The organism is Lentibacillus kapialis, from assembly GCF_014646635.1.
GTDB lineage: Bacteria > Bacillota > Bacilli > Bacillales > Amphibacillaceae > Lentibacillus > Lentibacillus kapialis.
On record NZ_BMNQ01000139.1, the window covers coordinates 1 to 663 of the forward strand.

A 663-nucleotide genomic window follows, 5' to 3' on the forward strand; every position below is an offset into this window, starting at 1 on the left:
CTGTCATGTGTATTGTTAATTTATTTCTGAGGTGGTTTTCCAATGGAAGCAATGATTAAAAGGTGTGCAGGCCTAGATGTACATCAGGAAACTGTCGTCGCTTGTGTATTATATGGCCCTTTAGAGGAAAAGCCGAAAAAATCCATTGAGTCGTTTTCAACTGCGACAGATGGCTTACTTGAATTAAACGATTGGCTGTCGTCTTTTCAAGTAACGGATGTGGTGATGGAAAGTACAGGTGTTTATTGGAAACCAGTGTGGAATATACTGGAGAGTCAGTTTCAACTGGTGCTTGCAAATGCAAAGCACGTAAAAAATGTTCCCGGACGAAAAACGGATGTAAAAGATGCTGAATGGCTTGCCAAGCTACTGCGAAGCGGCCTAATTGAAGGTAATTTTGTGCCACCGGAAGATATTCGCAATTTACGCGATCTAACCCGGTATCGGAAAAAACTTATTAACCAACGTACTGCTGAGCAAAACCGTATTCACAAAATCCTTCAGGACGCAAATATCAAGCTTACGTCCGTTCTTTCTCAAATATTTGGTGCATCCGGACGTCGTATTCTGGAAGCTATTATAGATGGTGAAAAAATTGAGGTGAAGGATCTTCAACAAATGGTACATTGGAGAACCAAGGCAAGCATTTCAGATATTGCAAAG

General features: G+C 41.0%; 1 protein-coding gene. It reads left to right on the forward strand.

Features of this window, described 5'->3' with window-relative positions:
• Positions 1–42: 42 nt before the first annotated feature.
• Positions 43–663: IS110 family RNA-guided transposase (locus IEW67_RS17985; protein WP_188634439.1), on the forward strand; the 621-nt coding region annotated here is incomplete at its 3' end.